The organism is Helicobacter suis HS1, assembly GCF_026000295.1.
Classification (GTDB): domain Bacteria; phylum Campylobacterota; class Campylobacteria; order Campylobacterales; family Helicobacteraceae; genus Helicobacter; species Helicobacter suis.
Genome location: NZ_AP026770.1, coordinates 1 through 22,366, shown reverse-complemented (window position 1 = coordinate 22,366; position 22,366 = coordinate 1). Strand labels below are relative to the sequence as shown.

At 39.6% G+C, this 22,366-nt stretch carries 14 protein-coding genes and 2 pseudogenes; 6 read left to right on the top strand and 10 right to left on the bottom strand.

Annotated elements, in window-relative coordinates; translation table 11 throughout:
- Window positions 1-29: 29 nt before the first annotated feature.
- From OO773_RS09485 to OO773_RS09460, 6 genes are all read right to left on the bottom strand, one after another.
- Complete coding sequence (locus OO773_RS09485) at window positions 30-1,097, bottom strand: hypothetical protein (RefSeq protein ID WP_264828774.1); 1,068 nt, start codon at window positions 1,095-1,097, stop codon at window positions 30-32.
- Window positions 1,066-3,042, bottom strand: coding sequence for a hypothetical protein (locus tag OO773_RS09480; RefSeq protein ID WP_050780227.1), 1,977 nt, complete (start codon window positions 3,040-3,042; stop codon window positions 1,066-1,068). Before OO773_RS09480 ends, OO773_RS09485 begins: the two co-directional genes overlap by 32 nt.
- Window positions 3,043-3,192: 150 nt before the next feature.
- Entirely contained in the window at window positions 3,193-3,552 is a 360-nt protein-coding gene (locus tag OO773_RS09475; protein WP_264828772.1) for a hypothetical protein, read from the bottom strand.
- A 216-nt stretch (window positions 3,553-3,768) separates the two neighbouring features.
- The gene (locus OO773_RS09470) at window positions 3,769-4,119 is read right to left on the bottom strand and encodes a hypothetical protein (protein WP_264828771.1); all 351 of its coding nucleotides are present in this window, start codon (window positions 4,117-4,119) and stop codon (window positions 3,769-3,771) included.
- A 38-nt stretch (window positions 4,120-4,157) separates the two neighbouring features.
- Window positions 4,158-5,771 carry a type IV secretory system conjugative DNA transfer family protein gene (locus OO773_RS09465; protein WP_264828775.1) on the bottom strand — a complete coding sequence of 538 codons (1,614 nt, stop codon included), beginning with the start codon at window positions 5,769-5,771 and terminating at the stop codon, window positions 4,158-4,160.
- A 469-nt stretch (window positions 5,772-6,240) separates the two neighbouring features.
- Complete coding sequence (locus OO773_RS09460; protein ID WP_040499273.1) at window positions 6,241-7,653, bottom strand: toprim domain-containing protein; 1,413 nt, start codon at window positions 7,651-7,653, stop codon at window positions 6,241-6,243.
- A 140-nt stretch (window positions 7,654-7,793) separates the two neighbouring features.
- Here OO773_RS09460 and OO773_RS09455 point away from each other — a divergent pair, with 140 nt between their 5' ends.
- From OO773_RS09455 to OO773_RS09430, 5 genes and pseudogenes are all read left to right on the top strand, one after another.
- A complete protein-coding gene (locus tag OO773_RS09455; protein ID WP_264828770.1) occupies window positions 7,794-10,268 on the top strand; it encodes a relaxase family protein in 2,475 nt (824 codons plus the stop codon).
- Window positions 10,268-11,077 carry an SAM-dependent methyltransferase gene (locus OO773_RS09450; protein WP_264828768.1) on the top strand — a complete coding sequence of 270 codons (810 nt, stop codon included), beginning with the start codon at window positions 10,268-10,270 and terminating at the stop codon, window positions 11,075-11,077. The genes OO773_RS09455 and OO773_RS09450 overlap by 1 nt, the downstream gene beginning before the upstream one ends.
- A 1,289-nt stretch (window positions 11,078-12,366) precedes the next feature.
- A pseudogene (locus tag OO773_RS09445) lies at window positions 12,367-14,846 on the top strand (SNF2-related protein); the annotation flags it as partial.
- Entirely contained in the window at window positions 14,800-16,386 is a 1,587-nt protein-coding gene (locus OO773_RS09435; protein ID WP_264828765.1) for a coiled-coil domain-containing protein, read from the top strand. The pseudogene OO773_RS09445 and the gene OO773_RS09435, both read left to right, overlap by 47 nt.
- Before the next feature lie 385 nt (window positions 16,387-16,771).
- On the top strand, window positions 16,772-17,416 hold the full coding sequence (locus OO773_RS09430) for a tyrosine-type recombinase/integrase (RefSeq protein WP_050782187.1): 645 nt from the start codon (window positions 16,772-16,774) through the stop codon (window positions 17,414-17,416).
- 56 nt (window positions 17,417-17,472) lie between these two features.
- Here OO773_RS09430 and OO773_RS09425 read toward each other — a convergent pair whose 3' ends face one another.
- Entirely contained in the window at window positions 17,473-19,353 is a 1,881-nt protein-coding gene (locus OO773_RS09425) for a relaxase/mobilization nuclease domain-containing protein (RefSeq protein WP_034376373.1), read from the bottom strand.
- Window positions 19,354-19,734: 381 nt separating this feature from the next.
- On the opposite strand from OO773_RS09425, the pseudogene OO773_RS09420 reads away from it, so the two are divergent.
- Window positions 19,735-20,815 (top strand): annotated as a pseudogene (locus OO773_RS09420) (RNA-guided endonuclease InsQ/TnpB family protein).
- A 70-nt stretch (window positions 20,816-20,885) separates the two neighbouring features.
- On the opposite strand, the gene OO773_RS09415 reads toward OO773_RS09420, so the two are convergent.
- From OO773_RS09415 to OO773_RS09405, 3 genes are read right to left on the bottom strand one after another with little or no spacing between them, the layout of a single operon-like run.
- Entirely contained in the window at window positions 20,886-21,035 is a 150-nt protein-coding gene (locus tag OO773_RS09415) for a hypothetical protein (RefSeq protein ID WP_264828764.1), read from the bottom strand.
- Between the two features lie 32 nt (window positions 21,036-21,067).
- Complete coding sequence (locus OO773_RS09410; RefSeq protein WP_264828762.1) at window positions 21,068-21,514, bottom strand: type II toxin-antitoxin system HipA family toxin; 447 nt, start codon at window positions 21,512-21,514, stop codon at window positions 21,068-21,070.
- A 7-nt stretch (window positions 21,515-21,521) separates the two neighbouring features.
- Window positions 21,522-22,043, bottom strand: coding sequence for a type II toxin-antitoxin system HipA family toxin (locus tag OO773_RS09405; protein ID WP_264828761.1), 522 nt, complete (start codon window positions 22,041-22,043; stop codon window positions 21,522-21,524).
- Window positions 22,044-22,366 lie beyond the last annotated feature (323 nt).

Genomic DNA, 22,366 nt, shown 5'->3' with positions numbered 1-22,366 from the left:
AGTGTAGAGTTCATAAAATTTAAAAAATTCTAAGCCCAATGTGTCAATTCTAAGCCCAATGTGTCAAATTTTTGTTTCATATTGGCATAGATTTGTGCTTGTGTTTTTTTGTCTGGAGCAGCTTTTAGTTGCTCACTTAAATCGCCTTGCAATTTTAGAAAGTCAGCATTAAGCCTATTGATTTCAAAGTCCATGGGTTCACAAAATTCTCTACCATCTGAACTTGTTTGTTGTATGCAATATTTACCTTTGTATTTGAGATCCTTTACGCCAAGAGTAGAGAGTTGTTTTTCCACACGCCTGAGTAAGGTGAAGCTAAGCCTTTCTATTTCTTTTTGTGTGCTGTAAAATAATTTGTCTTGCGCCTCTTGTTTTTTTCTAATGGCCTCTTTGTATCCTTTGTAGTCATTGTTGAGCAAGGCTAATCTTGCGCGCATGTCTTCTTTTTGGATGTCTATGGCTAAAGCCCTATTATCGCGTTTTATGCAAATGTGTGGTGCTAGAGTTTTGCCACTCATTTGTCCAAAGACATAGCCACCATTTTCAATCATGGTATTTCCCATTGCATCTGAAAGATTCTTTAATGCTTTGAGTGCTTCGCTTTCTTTGCCCTTTTGGCTAAAAAGAAGCCTTTTAGCTGAGGGAGAAAGGTGTTCATAATCAATTTCAGGGCATTTAGAGGCAATGGTGCGCACTTTTAGAGCATTGGCAATGTTATAATCCTTTACTTGCTCGGCTAGATTTTGTGTATTGGTTTTGATTTGTTTGGCAATGTTGATTGCATTATCTATTAGGTCTTTTGGGTTAGCGATGTTAAGAATAGAGCCATTGAGGAAGTCTTGAGTACCACTCAAAACCTTATTGACTTGATTGAGTTGATTGATTGTTGCCTGAGCCTTTTCTAACATGTCTTGGTATTTTTTGATCATGTCTGCTGCTTGGTTGATTTGAGTTGCCATCCTAGATAGCATGGAAGCAGAAGCAGCGTCTTGGCTTGGGTTTTCTACAAGCATCCCTACAGCACCCAACTTGACTATACCTAAGATACAAGCAAGTAAGTATTTTTTACCATGTGCTATCATAAACATACTGGCCATGCCTACTACATCTGGTGTACATGTTTGGTACCCACTCTTTAACCCTGCTACCCATGTAGTCTCCTACCATTTCAAGTTGCTCACAACTTCCATTGCCGGGTCTAACACTTGCCTGTTGCCATTTTAAAAATTTTTCTGAAGTCTTGATGGTATTATCTTTGTAGTATCCTTCTTGTACTTCTACAAACTGCATGTAGAGATCACTAAGACCAATGCTCGCATCGCTGACTTGCGTACTCCGTTTGATAGCGTTTGTCTGCGTGGTGATGGTGTAGATAGTTGGGGTTTCACCATCTTGTGCGGGTCTTTGGTAGGGCTGCTTGATCTCTGTTGTTGTGGTTACATAGGTGCTTGCCCATGCTTGATTGGCATTAGAATCGATGATGGGACAATTATGTTGTCTTACATTATAACAAACACCGCTGTGTTCTCTAGCTAATGTCAAGAAGAATTGATGGCTGGTGGTTTTTGTATCTAAGGTAGTTTCTGTGGCGGGTAATTTGGCATAGGGCACGGTAATTTTGCCACTCTTGATTCCAGATTCAAAATCACAAGGTGTAACTTCTACATAAACGCCGTTGATGGCATCATAGCTTTTTAACATAGTAGGTCTATAAGCTTGTAATTTTGCATCATCATAAACCCACTTTCCACAGGCATATTCTTGGTATTGGCTGGATAACTTGCTTTCTACTCCGCGGTTGAGAATGACCTGTTTTTTAGTAATAGGATCTTCGTAGTATTGATCCACAATAGGCGTCATTTGTTTGGTATTAGAATTCTTTTCATAACGCACAATCCTATCCTGCACCCTAGCGTAGTCTGCGCAATCTATTGCAACATGGAGTAAATTGTCCATGCCTCTAAAGACGATTTGGGTTTGAAAACTTTGAGATTGCCCCATCCCATAGCCTTTATCACTTGTTTGGCTCAGCGTACATTTGCTATCGTCTTTGTAAAGTTGCATAGCATATTGTGCTCCATGGAGATCTACACACCCGCCGATGTATTGCGTTTTGTTCTCTTTATCCACATAGTAAAATTGCGTCTGTTTAATGGCCTTACCTTTTTCAAAATCATAACGATAACTGCATTTGGTATCATCTCTGTAGGCATTCATTTCTTGGCATGTCCCGTCTTTGCCTATCACAAAAAGTTTAAATTGGTTTGTAGCTGCATCAAATTCAGGGACCTTACAATATTGCATGGAATAGGGAAGATTTGTAGAATCTGTAGCGCTACTGGAGGGAATACCTGAATCTGTGTTTGAGTTGTTTCCTCCGCTTTCAGTTGGCAGTGGCAGAGGGTATATGCCGTTGTTGAGGGAGCCACCATTGGAGAAGTTTTGTAGGCTACTACCATCGTTACTACTACCACTACTGCTATTTTGAAAAGAATTATTATTGAATCCTCCCACATTCCCATCTGTATAGCTACTAGTGCCACTTGAGCCATCCACACCAATCACGCCCTGTTTGTCTATTCCAGCCCCTACACCGCTAGGTTTATTGTTTTCTGTGCTAGCATTACTAGTGGCATTAGCACAATCTGTTGAATTTTCTAATTGTTTGTATTCTTCACTAGATACACCTAAAATTTTAGCAATTTCATCTGCATTTTCACAGCTAAAATGGAGAAGAGAACCCTTTCTGATCCACAAGTTAGGAGGGATATTTTGCGTGGTTCTTGCATTTTGTGATAGGTGGAGTTTTTGGTTATTCCTGATAAGATCAGTGATCTCTAGCTCTAGGGCTTTTCCTCTTATGTGGTATTGACCTATAGCTTGGACAAGAAAGACTTTTTCGCCAAATACCACTCTCCCCTGCAAACTACCTATTCTTTGCTTGAGATTAATATTGTCTGTTGTCAGGATGCTTAAAGCAAAGATTGACATAGGAGAGAAAATTACAAGACATAGCATTGTTAAGATTTTTTGTATGCCCATTTACATATCCATGTCATGTTGATTTTGCCGGTTTTTCTTAGAGCGGTTGTTTGTTTTAGCCTTTATTTTTGGGTTTTTTGTTCCTATTTTCTTAATCTCTGCTTTTTGCTCTTTATTGTCTTAATGTATTTTGTTTTATAGTATTAGATTTTATTGTATTGTCTTGTATAATATTGTCTGTTGTGGTATTTTGTCTGTTGTGGTATTTTTTTGTATGTTATTTTGTTGTTGCACTTCTAGCGCTAAATGCTCATAGGTGCCACCTAAAATACGCCTATCTAGCGTTTTATTTTGAATCTCTTTAATAAGGTTTGTTTTCTCTTCAGGGCTTACATTCTCAACTCCCAACGATAGTTTAATAGCTATTCTTGTTGGATCGCCTTGCAGTAATTTGGTGCTTTCAAGACTCTTGAGCAACACAGCTGAGAGAAATTCCTTATGTTCTTCTTTGAGTTTACTAGGATTTTTGTGTAATAATAGGAGCAGGACCTGTATTTCTTTAGCATTCATGCCATCTCTTGCATACTCTAAGAGTATATGCTTAAAGTCTTCATCTCCAAAAGGCCTTTTGTTTTGACTCTCGTATTCTTGCTTTTTTCTTTGAATGAAGTTTATCAGCGCAAATTATTTTCTTTTATTGTATTATCTAGTATCGTATTTTGTTTTATGGTGTTGTTTTGTGTTGTATTGTCTATTTTCGTATTGAATTGTATTGTATTTTCTTGATTAGTGTTTTTCTTGATTAGTGTTTGAGATTTGAGCTTCGATCCTTGGACTTGATGGTACATTCAAACTTTGAAGCTCTTCTATAAACATATCCATCAATGGTGCTGTTATGGTTGGGGAAAGCCGCTCTTGGTTTTTTATCTCCTCCTGCTCTAAATCTCTAAGAGCTTCTAGGAAGCGTATACAATGCGTTTTAGAATTTTCTAGTTCACTAGGATTTTTTGCATGCGCTAGTTCTTTGCAATAAGATCTGAGAAATTCCATAGATTTGGCATTGCCACCAAACATATAGTAAAACCATAGGAAGTTGTCTTTATATTCTTTAAGCGTTTTGCGGATTTTTGCAATCATCATAATCCTCTATTGAGTTTAGTTTTCATGTCAAAACACTAGCTTTTTTGTAAGAACCAAACAACGCACATTTTTTCCATGTATAATCTTTCAGACCTTTCATCATGGCAGAGTTTCATCATGGCAGAGTCCTTAAAGTAGTAATTTGCCTTGAGCTTAAGTGGTTTGGCTTTATGTCCACTTACTAAGATAATGACTTCATCGCTATCAATATTCATGATGTCTTGTGGGCTGAGTAAATCCCATGCTTCTTTGCCTATAGAGCTCGTGCCTCCAAAAACAAGTTGGCCTTTTTCTGTAGAGTGAGAGCGTGTTTTTCTAGTCATCTTGCCAATTTCTTCACTAAGCTGTTTGGCATACTCTAGATCATCCATTTTAAAGACTATTTTATAGGCTACGGTACCATTGACGATCTTTGCATCGTCTTTTCCATAGTATTTTTCTATTAGAGCGTTGCTTTGGGTGATAAATAGAATCACCACTCCATAGCTTCTACTTAGAGCGGGCATTTCTAAAAGAAAGGGAAGTTTACCAAAGCGTACGAACTCATCTAAAATAAAATAAACCCTTTCTTCAAATTTTTGGCTTTCTCTTAGGAGTAGATTTTTAGCCATGCTTTCTAGAAGAATTCTAATTAAGGGAGCGAGTGTATTAATATCTGTTTGGGCAATTTTGATATAAAGACTAATATTTTCGCGCCTTAAATCTTCGTAGGCAAAACTCATAGAACTAGTGGCTTCTTTGACTTGATAACTGGTAAAGACTTGCATAAATCTAGAATAAACAGATTTAATACTAGCAAATTCCCTATCATTAGCATTTGCCCATCTATTGGCATCATTTCTGATGATAGGATCTAACATGCCCTCCTTGATAATAATATTGCCCTCTGTATCTCTCTCTAGTCTGTGAACTGTGCCATCGTAATTTCTAGAGTCTTCTACATCTAAGTAAACCTGTTCGGCTACCTGTCTATACCACAACACCTCTGCGTTAACTTCGGAGTTTTGTATCGGCTCATTGTTATTATCTAACTCTTGGATATAAGCGCCATTTGCATCCTTAATTGCATTACCCTGTTCATCCCGTTTCACTTCAAAGAGTTCGGCATACTGGCGACTTTTAGGATGGATGAGTGGAACATAGTTCTTAATAGGGCAGGAGGCGATTTCAAAAAAATTAGAGCCTCCATAGACACACAAATCATAAAGTGCATAAAAGATGAAGAGATTTCTAGCCTGCTGTGTCCAGTGTGGGTCTTTGTTGTCATTCTCCTCAGTAAATATGGTGTTGCCCACTTCATCAACAAGTCGCCTTTTTCTATTAAAATCAAGTTGAGAGACAATCTTTTTATCAAAGGGGTTAAATTTTAGCGTGTTATCATCACCCAGTGGATTGAATACGAAAATCTTGTTTTTAAATTTTTTTTGTCTGTATTTGGCTGTAAGATCGCAAAGTTCGCCTTTGATGTCCAAGACTACCACAGAATTTTTTAAAGTCAGTAGATTAGGAATAGCAACTGCTGCTGTTTTACCGCTTCCGGGGGGCGCAATGATAAGGGTGGATAGCGGACTATCATAGTAGACAGGTTTAGATTTGCCCAGCGCTTCGTATTTGCCCACTACCACGCCCTGCTTGAAATTTAATGTCATGGGGTGTTTGATGGTTAAACCTAGCTTACATGTTTCTAGGAAGTTTTTAGCTATATTTTTAATAAAACCTTTTTTATCTGGAATAAAAAATATTAGAGGAAGTCCTAATAATCTTATGCTAAAACCAAAAAGGTTTTTTAAAAAGTTAAGAACACTATAGCTATAAGCTTCTATTTCCTTAGCACTTGCCCATCTTGCTTTACCATCTTGCTTTACCATGGCTTTGCATGTTAGAACCTTTGGAGAAAAGATAGGCTGTACAGCAAAATGGTAATAAGGCGCATACAAATGCAAGGTATATTTGTGGTTTGAAATATTTGAAGTCCTGTAGATTAAGCATGATCTTTTTGCTAAAGAGCATAGCTGTGTGCAGACTTGGCAGACTCAACAATGTATAGAGCATGGCTATAAAGACAGATGGAGCAAATAAAATAGAGATGAGATAACAGTAGGGCTTATATTTGTACATTTATAGCTCCATTCCAATATTCTTGCCACTGCGGATTTCTACAAATTTTTGTTTGAAGTTTTCTTTGAGTGGAAAGATTTGATCAATATTTGCAATTTTAGTTGCAAGAGTCTTTTTTGTGTGTGGGTGAGAAGTTGACTGATAATTCCTTAGGATTGTTTTTAGCGCGTTTTTAAGCGTATCTACATTCAGATTTTCAATTTTTAGTCCAGTTTGTTGGCACAACTTTAAGTCATCGCTAACATCTTTTGTAAAACTTTGATGGATAGTAGGCGTTATTTTAAAGCTCTCCATCAGATAGGCGCTTACTTTTGTTGTGTATTTTTCTCCCATCGCATCATTATCAAAGGCTAGAGTGAATGCGATATCGCGCCTTAATCCTCTTTGATCTACTTTAAATTTTTGGAAATCTGGAGTTTTGGGGTCTTTCATTGTCTCTAGTAATGGTTTTAGGTTTTTCTCTAAGCTAAACTGCCCAGCAGTTGATATGAGAAGAGTTGTATGGGGGTTGTAGTGTTTATGAAGTTGCATGAAACTTAGGGCATCGATGATGTTTTCTGTGATAATAATATTTGTCAGTTGGTGGATAGGGCTTTGGGGGCTATGTTCATCTAGCAAGAGGTTAGGGAAGAGTATTTCTAGTCCCTTTTTTCCATAATGGATGCTTTTTAGTGGTGTTTCTCTTATATTGCCCTCTAAATCTTTTATAAGCGGTGTGATTAGGCGTTTAGAATAGCCAACTTGGACTATTAGATCGGAGCTTTGCAATACTCCTTCCTGATCTCTTGTTTCAAGTACAGACACCCCATAGTGAGCAAAACATGGATTACCTTCCTTGTCTTGTTTGAAATTTTTAGGATTCAAGTATGGATCGAGCGTGGTAGCATCAATTCCTTTTTTTATAAAAAAGTCCGCTCTTTGTGGGTTATAGAGATTAAAAGCACTAAAGTCTTTCAGAGCCTTTTTTTGATTCTCCTGTTTCCTTGTATCGTCTAGGTGTAATGATGATTCTAGTTGCTGTGCTTTTGTCCTGTAGTTATGCAAAACCTCTTGAATGCTAATATGTCTATTTCTGCAAAATGTTACAATGTTACCCCTTTCATCACTTCTAGAGTTAAAATAGAAGTAGTGCCCATCTCTTCTGAAAATAATGAGTTTCTCATCTTTGTTTTGCATAACAGGATAATTAGCAGAGCTCTTAGTCTTATTGATACTATAGCCGTTGCACAACAAAATCTCGTGCAAGGGAATGGAATAGATGTCTTCATTGGGACTATGTATGTGTTTGTGAGTAGTTATTTTTGATTGTGCTATTTGTCTCTTTTTGGATTCTTCTGCAATTCTTTGTTGTCTAGATCGTTCTTTTAGTTCTTGATACCAGCTATAGATTATAGTGCCACGATCGTATGCCATGAGTTATTCCTAGTGGCAAAAACCTATCTATATTTAAAAAACTAGACAACGCACATTATTTGATTATCAACATATAAAGGTGTGTATTGCTTCGTTTTAGCTTCTATGTCTATACACTGATAAAAACTATAAGGAGCAGCATGTCAGATTGGCACACTATGTCTTCACAAGAACGCAAGAGCGCATTCACACACTTCAAGGCTCAAGAATTAGTAGCACACTTAAAAAGCCAGCACATCCGCTTAGATCAGGCACAGAGTTTAGAGAAAGCCTATAACCCTAGCACGGGCAATTTTTATACGGACTTGCACGCTTTAGCTCTAGATGCTAAGATGTTAGAGTGTGGGTATAACAAAAACCAGTGGATTTCTTTAAATAGAGCAAGGCTATTAGGTGCAGACCCCAAAGAGCTTGCCTACATCAAGGCAAACACCAGAAACAAACAAAACCCACAAGGGAGCATAGAAAAGGTTAGTATTTCATATCTACAGAGAAAAGATAAAGAGGGCAATGTCCTAGTAGAGCCTATTTTCAACACAACAGACCTCTATAATGTGGAAGTGTTTTCTACCTTAGACACCAGCCTTTTTAAAGAGCCTAATCCTCAAAGTTTGCACAGACAAGAACACAGCGCGCAGGTGCGCCTTTCTGATTTACAAAATGAGCTTAGTTCTGAGCACTACACACAGCTACAAGAATACATGCAGGCTAGATTCCCTGCAATAGAGCAAGAGAACACAGAACGCATGTCTGAAGTAAGTGATCTACAAACTCAAGTGGATATTTTAAAAGCAGAGGTGCAGAGATTACAAGCAGAGCGTGAGGCTGATTTAAAAGAGCACACCAAAGAATTAGAGATGCTCAAGGCTCAAAATACAGCAATTTTAGATCAGTTAAATCAGCTAGTGGCACAATTTGCCCCTCCCACACAACAAGAACGCACAGCTACTATCCAAGCACCACAAGAACCCTCCACCCCAACCCTTCCTGATGAACATGTTAATTTTATGCAGACACCAGAGCAAGTAATCAATGCAAAGCAGCCAGATGGCACAGACAACAGCACACTTGAAAATAAAATACAAGATAATACCATACAAGAGAATACAACAATAGACAACACTGCAACACACAATACTACACAAGATAATATAAAACAAGATAATACTGCAACCGCTACAGAGGATACTACCCCAATACCTCCTAATGAACCCCTAGAACACAAACCTGCAACTGCAAAGCAGAGGGAATACACGACTCACCAAGAGTCCAAGCCCAAAACTTCAGCACCAGCACCCAATGAGCGTGTTATAAGCTCAGGGTCTATAGAATCTACATCACTAGGAGAAGACCATGAAAGAAGCGAGCATAGAGGAGTTTATGCAGGCGATACAAAGCAGTATGGGGATAGACAAGGACGACCCATGGTTGGAGATGAAGAAATTGTGGGAGAAGTGGGAGAAACTAGCCCAAGAGTTGAGCCCACAGCAGAGGGGATACTTCTTGAGTCTGGGGGAGGAGGGGATGAAAGAGCTAGCACAACATTACGATTGGCATCATCTGAAACTGAGCATTCAGATAGGCTTAGAGAGGGTGATGGAGCACAAAGAGGAGCAGAGGCAGAAAGAAGAGAGGGAGCGCGCGGATCTTCTGCTTTATCAGGAGGCAATCCAGAAGGGGATTTATCCCCTAGAGCGCATGCCCATCCATCCACTGGAGTTGGAGACATTGAGGGAGAAAATAGAGAAGGCAAATCCAGAGCGTTGGGAGCAACTGATGTGGCTATACAACCACGAGAAAATGGAGGGTTACGAGTTTTTGCTACTGGATCGCTGGAGGAGCTGGTTTCCTCACATGATCTATCATCTGCACCTAGACATTCTGTTCTACATAGTGCGCGACCAAACACAGATGGAGTTAGCGATCTTGGATCGCACACAGGCACAGATTCAGCGCGCAGAGGGGATAACAGATATGGAAATTCTCCAAGAAGCAAGAATCAATCCCTATCACTATTTGATCATAGACCCCTGCTGCACAGGGAGGAATTACTGGGAGTGCCTGCAGAGGGACAAGGAGTTGATGGCACACTCCAATATGAGTCTAGAGGCATTGGTGCACCAGAACTAAATGCCTCTGAAATAGGGGGAGGAGTTGAGCGTGCCCATGCACAGGACGCACAAGAGGCAAGCACACAAGCAGTAGGCAATCATCGGCGCGATTTTAAGACCCAAGAGGAGCATGCCCCCAGCACTCCTAAAAAGCGCTATGAAGCCAATGTGGCAGCTCTTAAGCTTTTAAACCGACTCAGAATAGAGGGCAGAAAAGAAATCACCCATGAGGAACAAAAAATTCTAAGCGCTTATAGTGGGTGGGGTTCTATGAGCAACTTCTTTGATTCAAGCCAAGAGGGGAAAGAGTTCTTGGAGTTGTTGCGGACTATAGACAGAGGGCAATACATCCAAGCCCGCGCATCCGTGCTAGATGCCTATTACACCCCTAAGATGATAGTAGATGCCATTTATGAGGCTTTGGAGCATTTTGGGTTTAACAAGGATGGCAACACCAAAGAAATCTTTGAGCCTGGGGAATTTTTTAAGCTATGCCCCAGCTAATGCTCACTAATGCTCACTACCACTTCAGTGCTACAGAAATAGATAGTGTGGGTGTGAGGATTGCCAAAACCCTCCATCCTAACCAAAATATCCAGCTTAAGAAGTTTGAAGAATTTACTTTCACCCATGATTTTGATGCCTTTGTGGGTAATCCTCCCTATGGAAAGGATGTCATTTACGATGGAGATAAGGATTTAAGCGGGGCAAGTGTGCACAACTACTTTGTGGGCAAAGCCCTTAAACACTTAAAAGAAGATGGCATTCTAGCCTTTGTCATCACTAGCTCTTTTTTAGATGCAAAAGATAGTAAAATGCGTGAGCACATCGCCAAGCAAGCTAGCTTCTTAGGAGCGATTAGATTGCCTAGTAATGTGTTCAAGGGCACAGGCACGGAAGTTACGACAGATGTCATATTCTTTAAAAAGGGACAAGATACAGAGCTCAACCAAGATTTTATGCGCTCTGCCCCCTATTACAGGGTAGGTGAAAAGCTAGATTTAGATGTGCTCACTGCTCACAAAAAATTGATCAAAGGCACAACTGCCCACGAGCATCTTAGACTAGCTAAGGACATTGATAAACTTTTAGGGATTAACAAGGCTGCTAGCACGCCAGAGTTAGTTGTCCCGAGGCACAAAAGGAGCAAATACACGCTTTTTTTGAAAAGAATAAAAAAGAACTCTTGGGTTTTTGCCTCAATGAGTATTTTATCAACCACCCTGAGCACATCTAGCACATCTTGGGGAATCTGCAGGCGCGCGTGGCTAACAAGGGTATGGAGCTCACCAACACCCCTCAAGCCTCTTTAGATTTAAAGCAAGCCATCTCTTCTCTCATCTCTACTTTGCCAAAGGACATTTACAGATATAGAAAGACGGAGTATCCTCAAGGGCTTGTGATTTTAGATCGCTCACACCACAAGTTTGCCCAATATGCCCAAATCTGTGCAAACGCAAAAGCGGGCAATTATGTAGAGTTTGAAGGAGAGATTTACAGATTCAAGGCTGCAGATTGGGATGTGGATACCTTAGATAAAGTTTACCTCTTAGAACAAGTCCCCACCATCAAAACAAAAATGCAAAAAAAGCGCATCCAAGCTTTCATCCCTCTAAGAGATGCGCTCCATGACTTAATCCAAGCAGAGCTCAACCCTTTAAGCACCGATGGGGAGTTAGAAACCAAGAGAAAAAAGCTCAATGCTCTCTATGATGGGTTTGTGAAAACCTTTGGCTATTTGAATGAAAACAAAAACCGCAAAGACCTTAAAGGGGACTTGTATGGCTTTAGAGTCTTGGGCTTAGAAAGAGACTTTGATAAGGGCATTAACAAAGCCCAAGCACAGGCTCAAGGCTTATCTCTTAGAAAACCCAGCGCTCAAAAAGCAGACATTTTTTTCAAGCGCACCCTAGCCCCTCAAAAAACATTCACGATCAACAATGCCAAAGAGGCTTTAATGGCGAGTGTGAGCCAAACGGGGGGATTAGATTTAGCCTTTATTGCTGAGCATTTTGTAAGTCAAAGTATAGAGAAAACACTAGAGGAACTTTTAGAGCAAAAATTGATTTTTAAGAGCCATTTAGAAAACTCTAGCTATGTCTTAGCCAGTGATTATTTGAGTGGGAATGTCAAGCAAAAGCTCAAGGAAGCCAAACAAGCCATAGAGGCAGGCAGAGAGGACTTAATAGAAAATGTCCAAGCCCTAGAGGCTATCATCCCTGTAGACATCAAGGCTATAGACATTGCTCTGCATTTAGGCACGCCTTGGATTCCCACTACATACTATGAGCAATTCCTCTTAGAGCAGGTTAGAGAGCATTACAGACAAGCAGGCAAAGAGGGGGTTTTTTTTAAAGAGTATGTAGAAAAGTGCCTCTGTGTGGCTAAAACTAGAGGCTTTCATGTAAATAACACAGAAGAATTAGACTTCTTAGGCATTAGAGACAAAAACCATTCTGACAGAATAAAAATGAGTGGGGCGCGCTTACTAGAGTGTGTGTTGAACAACAGCCCTCTTGAGATTAAATACCCCGACCCCAATAAAACAGATGAGAATGGCAAGCCCATTATGGTCGTAGATGAGGAACAAAGCACCCTAGCTCAAGAGAGAGCTACACAACTCCAAGAAGCCTTTAAAGAGTGGATTTATGCAGACTATGATAGGCGCACACATTTAGAGCAAATCTATAATGACACCTTTAATACTAATGTGCTTAAAAGCTATGATGGATCGCATGTGCGCTTGGAGGGCTTTAATCAAAATATTGAACTTAGAGCGCACCAAAAGAATGCTATCTTTAGAGCCATCCAAGAAAGGGTAGTTTGTTTAGATCACCAAGTGGGCGCAGGCAAGACTTTAGTAGCCATTGCGAGTTGTATGGAGCAAAAGCGTATGGGTCTAGTCAATAAGAGCTTGATTGCTGTGCCCAATCATTTAACCAAGCAGTGGGCACAAGAGTTTTATAGAGCCTACCCCAATGCCAATGTCTTAGTGGTGGAGAGTGAGGACTTTAGCCCTAAGCAACGCGAGCAACTCTATAACCAGATTGCCAACAATGCATATGATGCAGTCATCATTGCCCATAGCCAGTTGGAGTTTTTGGCTAATCCTGAACAGACTATTACGGATATGTGGGCTGAGGAGGAGCAGGCATTGCGCGATGGCAATGAATATTTGCGAAAACTGGTCAGGGACGGGTTGTTAGATAAATCTGCTGTGATGAGTGTGCGCGCTGAAGAGCAGGCTATCAAGCACATAGGGGTGAGGTATTCTAAGTTGTTGGCAGAAAACAAAAGCCACATAGACATTAGCCAGATGGGCATTGACAATCTGATTGTAGATGAAGCCCATCTCTTTAAGAATCTAGGCTTTAGCACTAATATGCAGGGTGTGGCAGGACTGGGCAACAAACAAGGCTCTAAACGCGCCACCGATCTCTTTGTCAAGACCCAATACCTGCATAACAGAGGGGCTAAGATCATGTTTTTAACTGGCACACCCATTGCTAATAGCATTGCAGAGCTCTACCATCTACAAAGATACTTACAGCCAGAGGTTCTCAAAGACAAGGGCATAGATACCTTTGATGACTGGGCACAGACCTTTGGACAAATCCAAGCAGATTTAGAACTAGACACCAGCGCACAGAATTACAAGGTGGTGAGCCGTTTTTCTAAGTTTAATAATGTGCAAGAGTTGAACACACTCTATAGGAGTTTTGCCGATGTCATTAGCAATATAGACATCCAAAAGTTTAATCCCCACTTTGTGCCACCCATAGAGGGGAGCAAGCCTATCAATATTGTTGTGCCAAGAAGTGAGGAGGTGGCGCGCTTTATTGGGGTGCAGGATGAGAGTGGCAAATTCAATGAAGGCAGCATTGTAGATCGCATGGAGAAGTGCAAGGGCAAAAAGCCAGAGATAGGAGAGGACAATATCCTAGCTTGCACCACAGATGCTAGAAAAGCAGCCCTAGATTATCGTTTGATTGATCCAAATGCAAAAGTGCAAGATGCATACTCTAAGAGTGCAGCGATGGCTGTGCAAATCTATGAGCAATATAAAGAGTGGGATAAGGACAAGGGCACGCAGTTAGTCTTTATTAGCTTGTCCACCCCTAAAGTGCATAGCCAAAGGGTGCAATTAGAGCAGAGCACCCAAGAGAATACTCAAGAGAATACCCCAGATAGCGTGCAAGAATTTTTAGAGAGTCTAACAGAATACAATGAGCAGGGGCAAGCCATCACCCCTAGCCAGCAGGAATTAGAGAGTGCATTAGCAGAACAACAGGCAAAAGCCCTAGATTTAGATACAGAAGTAGCTAAGAGTGCTTCCTTTGATGTCTATAGCGATGTGTTAAGAAAACTGGTCAAACTGGGCATCCCTCAAAGTGAAATCGCCTTTATCCACGATGCCAAGACTGAGGCACAAAAGCAAGAACTTTTTAGAAAAGTCAATGCTGGAGAAGTGCGGGTGTTGCTGGGTAGTCCTGCTAGTGGGCACAAATGTATAAGAACGCTTAGTAGCAGGGCATTTTTTGGATTGTCCTTGGAGACCTGATACCTGATGAGCTCTTACAAATGGAGGGGCGCTTGATTAGACAGGGCAATGTGCTCTTTGAAAGAGACCCAGAACACTTCACTATCAAACTCTTTAGATACGCCACAGAACAAACCTATGATAGCCGTATGTGGCAGATTATTGAGACTAAAAGCAAAAGTTTAGAGCAATTTAGAAATGCCCACAAACTAGGCTTAAGAGAATTAGAGGACATCACAATGGGGAGTGCGGATGCTGGGCAGATGAAAGCCTTAGCCACAGGCAATCCCTTGATAGTCCAAGAGGTGCAATTAAGACAAACTCTTAGAAAAGAGGAGAATCTCTACAAGGCTTTTTTAAAAGAACAGCACTTCAAACAAGAGAGTTTGCAAAGAAACAAAAGCACATTGCAGTATACACAGGAGCGTATAGGTATTCTAAACACTCTTTTAGAGCTTAGAGAGCCCAAGAAAGAATCTGTAAGCATTGGGCTTTATGATGAGGCAGGGCCACAGGTTTTTCATCTCTCTAAATCTGGATAAGTCAAGCAAACAGAGTTTAGAGCGTATGGAGGCAATTTTTAAAGCTTGTGTGCAAAATGCCCTAGAAAATGAAGGTACAGAGATAGATGTGATGAACTATAGGGGCTTATGTTTTAAAGCGATGCGCTATCACAACAAGCTGGAGTTTTACATTTGCCACCCTGATGATTCTAATTGCTATATCCAACCAGACAATCTAAGCTACAGCAAAGACAAACAAGACTTGCTAGATGCAGGGAGTTTTGCAGACATAGACTTTAAAGGCTTCTTGCGCAAGTGTGATAATGCCCTAGAGAGACTAGACAAAGAAATGCTCAGAGAGCAAGAACACCAAGAAAAGGCACAACAAGAGATTGAAAGCTTGGAGGCATTGCTAGACAAGACAGCAGAATACCCTAAGTTAACCTATCTGCAAGCCCTTAAAGAGGATCACCAAGAACTTTTAAAAGAGATTGCTAAATGCAGTGCAGATAGAAATTATAAAAGTGGGTTTGTGGCTAAGTCTGAACAATTTGCTAGTAAAGCAATGCAACAGGATACACAAGACAATACTATACAAGACAATACCCCAGAGAAGTCAGAGAAAGAGGACACTCTAGCCAGTAAAGAGAAGTTAGAAACAAGGATGCAGCAAGAAGCAGCCCAACATCCCAGCGCATCTAGGGCAAACAGAGCAGACAACACCATACAAGAAAATTATTTAGAGGAAATTAAAACTATGAATGCCTTTTTGCTAGAAGAAGAGGCGCGCTTGAGAGCTGAATTAAAGAGAGAAGAGCCACTTTATGAGACGTGGATGCAAAAGGCATTCAATCACCAAGAGGCATATTGGGAGCTTTGGCGTCAATGTAGTTCTATGGGGTTTCGCATAAGAAAACCAGAAGAAGGACAAGAAAAAATCCTGCCACAAGAGTTAAAACACTTGGAGCAAGAATACGCACGGCTTGGACAAGAAGCAAGTAAGCATGAACAAGCCTTCAAAGAGCATGTGAGGTTTGCAGACATGCATTATGATGAGAAAAGAATTGAGCAAAGCTACCCACGAGGACGCTATTTAAAAGGTCTCAAGTCTGATCATGAAGCCATCTTGGCAGAAATAGAGCGCACTAAAGAAGACCCCACCTACATTAGCACCTTTAGACCAGAACATTCTGACAATGCGAGCTGGCACGCTGCTCTGCATAATTGTTCTGATGCAGAGCGCAACAAAATAACACAAATCTTAGAGCAGGCAGAACAGCGCCAAGAAATCTACAAACAAGAGCGGGACAATCTTTTATTGGGCTATGAACAAAATTCCCTCACCCAAGCTAAAACAGAAAAATTAGCCAAATTGATGTTTGAGATTGCAGAGCCTAAACTTTTTGAAACCTACAATGTTCTTTTTATGCATGGAGGCATCATGAAACAACATCTCAAGGAGACTAAGCGCTGCATTGAGGAGGGGAGACGGGTTTTGGAGCGAAACACAAAAACACCGCGCCCTTTAAAGAAAAGTAGAGAAAGACAAGAGGGCAGTAATACTATTGAAATGTGTTAAACTCGACACAGGTTAGTTTAGGAGCAACAAATGAGCACAATTTATACGAGAGTTATTTATTGAAATTAAGGATTTTATAGATTTTAAATCTAAATCTTATTCTAAACATTGGGTAAAAGACACAAAAACTTACCAAGCTATGCAGCACAAATTTTAGATGCCAAGACCATTGAAGAACTGAATGCAATTAAGAGTTAAGCTAGTATGCTTAGGTTGTAAGTCTATGCACAATGTAGCGGTTTTGATCCACTTATTCAGATATTTTGAAAGGACAAAAATTGATATTAAACACCTTAGGTTTTTAAAAGAATCTCACATAATAGATTTTTTATACACCATGAGCTTGACATACAGACCATCATCTATCTGTGTTTTTAAGGTAAATTTGGGGATATTTTTTAGGTATTTAGATAGTAAAAAAGGATTTCATTTTAATTTTAGTCTAAAAATTTCTCTAGGAAACCACGCGCATTTACCTAAATTTTTATTCAAAGAGAGATTATTTGCTTGTATTGAATATCTAAAGAATATGCAATGTAAGAGTGATTTAGAGAAACGGGATAGATTGATTGTTCTGATTGTGGCCTATAGTGGATTGAGGACTACTGAGGTGAAAAATCTGAAATTAGAAGATGTGAAAAAGGACATGGATAATTATTATTTTATTATCCATGGAAAGGGTAATAAGGAGAGGTTAGTAACGATTAAGAGACAATTGATCGAACCATATCTTTTGGAATGGCTTCAATCTAAGACTAAGCAAAATGACAGATCTGGAATCTTGTTTAAATCTATAGTATCCCAGCGTTTTATTAATAAGATGTTGGTGTCTTTAGGATTTACCGACAATTTCAAAAGTGCGGGTTTACACATGTTAAGGCATAGTTTTGGGAGCTATATCTATGGAGAAACTAAGGACCTTGTGCTCACACAGCATGTTCTAGGACACTCCAGTATAGAAACCACAAAGATCTACATCCATACCAATAGCGACTATGGAAAGATTGTGGCGGATTTATGGAGTAAATAAATGTGTGGAATGTCCTACACTAAAGGCTAACTTTCTATATAAGAAAAACTTAAGCTCTAGAAGCCTTCTAGAGCGCGGGTATATCCTGAGCCGCCATCTTTTCTTCTGTGATTTGAAGTTTTTGTGTGTTGTTTGTTAGCACTGATGCTAGATAGTTTGTTGTTAGTTTTAGTGGTGTTTGGAAGCTCTTTCTCTTGGCTCTCCTGAAGCACCTTGTGCTGTTTCTCTTTTGTCTGCTCTTTGCCCTGTGTTTGTTTGATATGCTGTGCTAGCTTAATCTCCTTAGCCATGAAAGCCAAATTCCTTGTGATTCTATTAAGCTGTTTGAAGAGCGCTTGGCTTTCTTTTGATTTATTTGGATCAAATAGAGCTTGGTTGTATTCGCTTTTAAGATGATTGTAGTTTTGCTGGAGCTCTATGAAGCGTTTCTTAAGAAAGAATTTTCTCTTTTCTATTAGGTCTAAGGCTTCTACTCTTCTTTGATCAAGCAGTGCTTGCAGGGCAGGCCATCCATCTTGTTGTGCTGTTGTGTGTTTTAATTCATTTTCTACAATTTTTGAGATACTCTGGCATCTATTGATCCGCTTGTTCAAGAAAAACACGCTGGCTTTTTTAAGGCCAGAGAGGGATTGGAAATCTAAAAATCTATTGAGAGCAAAGATGTCGTCTTTGAAGTGTGCTTGATCATTTCTGATCTCTCTTTGTAGCATTTCTAAATTCTTAGCCAGTCTATTTGATCCATAGCCAGAGCTCATGGATTTTAGGGAGGCTAAGAGTTGGCGTTTTTGTGAAAGAAGGCTATATCCTGCTATCCACTTTGTGAAATTGTTTTCATGGTCTAGGAATTGATCTAAATCCTTGCCCAAGAGATGGATTTGTTGATCAAGCTTATCAATCTTGAATGCATTTTTCAAAAATCTATTTTCTCTTTGCAACAATTCCTTTTGCTGTTTAAGATATTTGTGTTGTACTTTGTTAGCAAATTGTATTTTTGCAGAAACAATTTTAATCGCCCGTTGACTACCTTTGATATTGCGTTTGACATGTTCAGGTTTAAGGTGTTTAATGAAGTGAAAAAACTTGGGGTCCTCTTTTTCAAATTCTTGCTGCATCTTAGCTTGCTGCTTGAGCAGAGCTTGTTTTTGTTTTTGCATGGCAACAATGTTTCTATCTAAATTTACACATACCTGATCAAAAAAAGCACTCGCTTGCAATGTATTGTTGTTGCTGGCCATCTTTTGAATCTCTTCTAATTCCTTCTCAATACTTCTTAAGTGCTTTTCAATGTTAGGCGTATTGGAATATTCCAGTTCTGCATTAGAGTTAATGAAGAGATGGTTTTTAAAATCCTCACGCATGGAATGGAAAAATTCTTTGCAATCTGTTTTAGAAGTAAAGCGTAACTTCTTACCTGTGAATTTGTGTGTCTTGTTAAGAAGTACATGAACATGGGGTTTGTTCTGATGGCTATGGACTTTAAGAATAAAAGCATAGTTGTAGCCTAGACTGTCAATAAGTGTTTGATAAACGGAGGATTCTAAAATTTGTAAGTTTCTCTTGTTAATGGGCTCATCAATAGAGAAAACCAAATGCATCGCAACATTCTTAGCTCTGCTCTTTGAAGATCTAAAGTCCTCTCTCCATTGCTCTAAAACTTCCTCTGCTTTCACTGTGGCAAAAAATTCGTCTACCACTGTCTGATCCTCAGATTTTTTGAGCAAATAATCCAGAGCTCTTTGTAAATGCCCGGTAGTCATATTAGCTATGTTTTTGATCACAACTTGTTTTCTTTTAGACCTAGTAGTAGAAGTTATTAAATTTTTGGTGTAATCAACAATGGCTTGGTGGAAGAATTCTATGTAAGTTTTTTTAGACTTTGGCGTTTTTCTTTGGTGCACCTTGACGTAATCAAATAGCGGTTCTTCTTCAAGATCCATGAAAAAACGCAATGATTTAGCAAGACTTCTTTTGATTGTATGCATGCTCAAGAAGTTAGCATAATAGCCCTAGAAAAATCTAGTTGCAAAAATGGGCAGGATAACACAAAAACATGCACATGTTTTTGTCATTTTGACCTTGCAGGTGGCTAAAATAGGGACTTGTGAGAAGCTTAAAGTTTGATTAATGAGTTTTGGGGTTTTTGGCTTATGATTGCTAGAAGCGTACTTGTTTAAAATACCTTAGCAGAAATCCCACTCGTCTTTAGCGGGTGGGGTGATTCACTTAGCAACCGCGCCGTAAACCCCCTAGCTTTAGCTATGGGGATATAAGGCGCATGTTTGGTCGTTTTTCAAGCAAAGTGTGTATAATATAGTTCTATGCTCATCGCCTACAAGCAGAAACTCTACAATTCAAGCAAGAACAAGCAGATAGACAGACTCTTGCGTCTTTATGGCATTTGCTACAATCATTGTATCGCTTTGCATAAGCGGTATTATAGGCTCTATAAGAAGCACTTGAATTTCTACACTTTGAAAAAGCACATCACCAGCTAAAGAGAACAGCACGCTTTGCTTTTTTGAAAACTCTAGGCTCTCAAACCTTGCAAGAGCTAGTAGGGAGGATAGACAAGGCTTATAAAAAGTTTTTTAAGAAACAAGGCAGACCGCCTAGATTTAAAAAGGTGGCCAACTATCAGTCTTTCACATTTTCACAATGTGGTTATAAAATCCAAGACAACATTATCTCTTTTAATGGCTATCGCTTTAAGTTTGTCAAAACCTACGACCTTGCAGGCAAACCCAAGACCTTAACCATTAAAAGAGATAATCTAGGCGATTATTTCTTGTGCTTGGTGTGCGAAACAGAGGATAACCTTAAGCCCGCAGGCGGTAACAGCGTGGGGCTTGACTTTGGGTTAAAAACTTTTCTCACATGCTCTAATGGCACACAAATCCCATCGCCTTTATTTTTCTCTAAATTCTTGCCTTTGATCCGTGCTTGCTCTCGCTCCCTATCCAAAAAGAAAAGAGGCAGTCATAACCGCCTAAAGGCTAGGCTAAAACTTGCTAGATTGCACCGCAAAGTCCAAAATCTTAGAAAAGACTTTTTCTACAAGATTGCTAATAGCCTAGCCAAACAATACGCCACTATTTTCATTGAAGATTTGAACCTGAAGGGTATGGTTAAACTTTGGGGGCGCAAGATTAATGATTTGGCTTTTGGTGAGTTTGTGGCTATCTTGGAGAGAAAAACCCAAGTGGTTAAGATTGATAGATTCTATCCTAGCTCTAAAACTTGTTCTAATTGTGGAGCACTCAAAGAGATTTAAGCCTAAAAGATAGGTTTTTTCATTGCCCTTCTTGTGGCTTTTCTTTGGATAGAGATTTGAACACAAGTATAAATATTCATAGAGTGGGGGCATCCACTCTTGGAGGAGAAGCTGTAAGACCCGCCTAGCGGGCAAGCTTTGATGATCCCAGAATCCCCTAGCTTTAGCTATGGGGAGTATGTCAACTTTCCAATTCCTCTAAAACTCAATGCCTTTGTTCACACTAAACATTTGTTGGACTTTTTCAAAGTCTACATGCTGATAATTATTTTTAAGAGCGATTAAATTATCCCTATTGATCCCATTTTTTCTAGCAAGAATTTCAAACCGCTCTCTTGCACCCCACATGTCTTTTAAGATACTTTTAAATAAAGTCTCTGTTACACAAAATGGTGCTTGATTCGATCAAATAGCTCAATAGAGGGTAGATTTTCTAAGTCTATGAAGTTAAGAGCATGGGTTTGTTTGGCATAAACAATGCTTTCAGGTGTTATATCAAAGGCAGGGCTTAAATTCCAAGTTTTGTTTTCTTGATCATAGAGTACCCCGTGGTTTCTTAAGTGATCATCACAATTTCCAAATAACCCATTAAACACCATTCTACGGAATAACTCCTTCTTGTTCTTTTGATCTAGCACCTTTGCTAAATCGCAATAACTCCTCTGTTCTCCATCGCGTGCACTTAGAAGAGTCATGGCTGATTTGAAAGGGATTCTCTCTTGTTCTTTTCTATCAAATCTCTTAACTAAAAGAACTGTGCCCTTAGAAGTTTCAAGTAATTCTGTTTGGCAAACCTGTATTTTTGCTAGTTTAGCCACATCTAGCATGGTTTTTTCACATTCTAGAGATTTGCTTATCGGCATCTTTAAGGGAGGGAAATTTAGCGATGTAGAGTACGCCCTCTTTTAAAACACTGGCCTTAGGTCTAGCCCCACCTAAACTACCACTGGGGGCAAGTAACTTTCTTAGATCATCCTCTAAACTTTCTCCTTGCTCCACTCTGTGTGCAGAAACACAAAGTTGGTTGATGTTGGCAAGTTTAGGATGGTTTGTACTAGGTGATACAAACAAACCCTCTTTAAAAAGACGCAAAGACCCCACTCTGAAGTAATCGCTCACCCCTAGCATGTATTCGCTATCAGTGAGTTCACTCTTGGCTTCTCTTTTTTGAATCAATCTGCCCCATCTATCAGGACTAATATCACAAAAAGCCCCCCATAGCTCTTTAGAAACAACTTTAGTTTCTTGTAGTGGTAGCTGTGGGTCTATTTCAAATCCATTTTGTATCCAATTAGCATCGTATGTGAAGTAATAGGTTTCATTTCTCCCAGTAGCATAGACTTCTAAAACCCCCACTTGATCCGTGTTGCTATAAACTTCAATACTTTGATTAATATTTTTTGATGACTTCAGGGTTAGATTCTCCTGTACTAGACTTTTAAAATTTTTGCTTATCCTGGTACTAGTGCTGTACTAGCTAAAACTAGGGGCTTTACGGCGCAATTGGGTAACAAGTGGGCATTCAATCCTGCAATTTTTTCAATTTCTCAGATAACTCTTGCTTGATATGTTCTCTCTTTCTCTTTAAGTGCTCTTCTAAAGCCTCTCCTCTTGGATAAAGGTGCTCTTATTTTCCTTGAAGTGTCCAAATTCTTTTAAGTATTGCTCCAATTTAGACA

Bases quoted from the DNA above. Each gene is read 5' to 3' on its own strand.
- OO773_RS09485 (WP_264828774.1), bottom strand. From the start codon at position 1,097: ATGGCCAGTATGTTTATGATAGCACATGGTAAAAAATACTTACTTGCT.
- OO773_RS09480 (WP_050780227.1), bottom strand. From the start codon at position 3,042: ATGGGCATACAAAAAATCTTAACAATGCTATGTCTTGTAATTTTCTCT.
- OO773_RS09475 (WP_264828772.1), bottom strand. From the start codon at position 3,552: ATGAATGCTAAAGAAATACAGGTCCTGCTCCTATTATTACACAAAAAT.
- OO773_RS09470 (WP_264828771.1), bottom strand. From the start codon at position 4,119: ATGATTGCAAAAATCCGCAAAACGCTTAAAGAATATAAAGACAACTTC.
- OO773_RS09465 (WP_264828775.1), bottom strand. From the start codon at position 5,771: ATGACATTAAATTTCAAGCAGGGCGTGGTAGTGGGCAAATACGAAGCG.
- OO773_RS09460 (WP_040499273.1), bottom strand. From the start codon at position 7,653: ATGGCATACGATCGTGGCACTATAATCTATAGCTGGTATCAAGAACTA.
- OO773_RS09455 (WP_264828770.1), top strand. From the start codon at position 7,794: ATGTCAGATTGGCACACTATGTCTTCACAAGAACGCAAGAGCGCATTC.
- OO773_RS09450 (WP_264828768.1), top strand. From the start codon at position 10,268: ATGCTCACTAATGCTCACTACCACTTCAGTGCTACAGAAATAGATAGT.
- OO773_RS09435 (WP_264828765.1), top strand. From the start codon at position 14,800: ATGATGAGGCAGGGCCACAGGTTTTTCATCTCTCTAAATCTGGATAAG.
- OO773_RS09425 (WP_034376373.1), bottom strand. From the start codon at position 19,353: ATGGATCTTGAAGAAGAACCGCTATTTGATTACGTCAAGGTGCACCAA.
- OO773_RS09415 (WP_264828764.1), bottom strand. From the start codon at position 21,035: ATGTGGGGTGCAAGAGAGCGGTTTGAAATTCTTGCTAGAAAAAATGGG.
- OO773_RS09410 (WP_264828762.1), bottom strand. From the start codon at position 21,514: ATGCTAGATGTGGCTAAACTAGCAAAAATACAGGTTTGCCAAACAGAA.